The organism is Streptomyces sp. 13-12-16 (genome assembly GCF_002114215.1).
GTDB lineage: Bacteria > Actinomycetota > Actinomycetes > Streptomycetales > Streptomycetaceae > Streptomyces.
The window spans coordinates 2,992-4,215 of record NZ_NCTE01001141.1 but is presented as its reverse complement, the minus strand read 5'-3'; the positions used below and the strand labels follow the sequence as shown (position 1 = coordinate 4,215).

At 73.4% G+C, this 1,224-nt stretch carries 1 protein-coding gene and 1 pseudogene; one reads left to right on the top strand and one right to left on the bottom strand.

Features of this window, described 5'->3' with window-relative positions:
- A pseudogene (locus tag B7767_RS36560) lies at positions 1-598 on the top strand (glycosyl transferase); the annotation flags it as partial.
- Between the two features lie 55 nt (positions 599-653).
- On the opposite strand, the gene B7767_RS36555 reads toward B7767_RS36560, so the two are convergent.
- The gene (locus tag B7767_RS36555; protein WP_085575782.1) at positions 654-1,124 is read right to left on the bottom strand and encodes a PPOX class F420-dependent oxidoreductase; all 471 of its coding nucleotides are present in this window, start codon (positions 1,122-1,124) and stop codon (positions 654-656) included.
- Positions 1,125-1,224 lie beyond the last annotated feature (100 nt).

Sequence of the window (1,224 nt, the reverse complement as noted above, 5' to 3'; positions counted from 1 at the left end):
CGGCTTCCCCGGCGGGGGCGGCCCCGGCGGGCAGAACCAGCAGGGCGGCCAGGGGCAGCAAGGGGGCCAGGGCCAGACCCCGCCCGGTGCGGGCGGCGACGGCACCGGCGGCTTCCCCGGCGGCGGACCCATGGGCCAGAACGGCCAGAACGGTCAGGGTGCCCCGCAGAACGGCACCGGCGACGGCGCCGAGGGCCGCATGGGTGGCGGCGGCGGAATGGGCGGTCTGCTCGGCGGCGCGGACGTCGACTCCGAGGCGAAGGAGCTGCTGGAGGCCGACGCCGGCGACCACACCTGGGTCGCGGCGGCCATCGGCGCCCAGAACGCCGCGAGTTACCAGCTCTCCACCGGTGAACCCGTGATGGCGATCGGCGGCTTCAACGGCACCGACCCGTCCCCGACGCTCGCCCAGTTCAAGAAGTACGTGGCGGACGGGAGGATCCACTACTTCGTCGCCGGCGGCGGCATGGGCGGTGGCATGGGCGGCGACTCCGGCAGCTCCGGGCAGATATCCACCTGGGTGCAGGAGAACTTCAAGGAGGTGACGGCCGGCTCGGCCACCTTCTACGACCTCACGCAGAAGACGACCGGCGACTGACGGCCCCCGGCGGGGGACGAGGGCGGTGACATCCCGTGTCACCGCCCTCGTCCGTTCACTCCCCCTCGGCCAGCCGCGCCGGGAAACCCCCGGTCGCCACCGGGCCCCAGCGCTCCGGGGTGATCCGGATGATCGACTTGCCCTGCTTGACCATGGCGGCGCGGTACTCGTCCCAGTCCGGGTGCTCGCCGGCGATGTTCCGGTAGTACTCCACCAGCGGCTCCACGGACTCGGGCGAGTCCACCACCTCGGCGGTGCCGTCGATCTGGACCCACGGCCCGTTCCACTCGTCGCTGAGGACGATCAGGCTCACCCGGCTGTCCCGCTTGGCGTTGCGGGTCTTGGCGCGCTCGGGGTACGTGGAGACCACGATCCGGCCCGAGTCGTCGACCCCGCAGGTCAGCGGCGAGCCCTGGGGGCCGCCGTCGGCCCGCCGGGTCAGCAGGATCGCCCGGTGCCGGGGCCGTACGAAGTCCAGCAGCTCGTCGAGGGAGACACGGGTGTTCGTCGCGATGTTCGGTGCCATGGCGTCAGACTAGGCGGCCGGTGCCTCCGGGAGGCTGTCGTACCCGGGGATGTCGCGGCGCGGGCCCGTCGGTCCGCGTACGCGGGCGGCCGCACGGTCC

Bases quoted from the DNA above. Each gene is read 5' to 3' on its own strand.
- B7767_RS36555 (WP_085575782.1), bottom strand. From the start codon at position 1,124: ATGGCACCGAACATCGCGACGAACACCCGTGTCTCCCTCGACGAGCTG.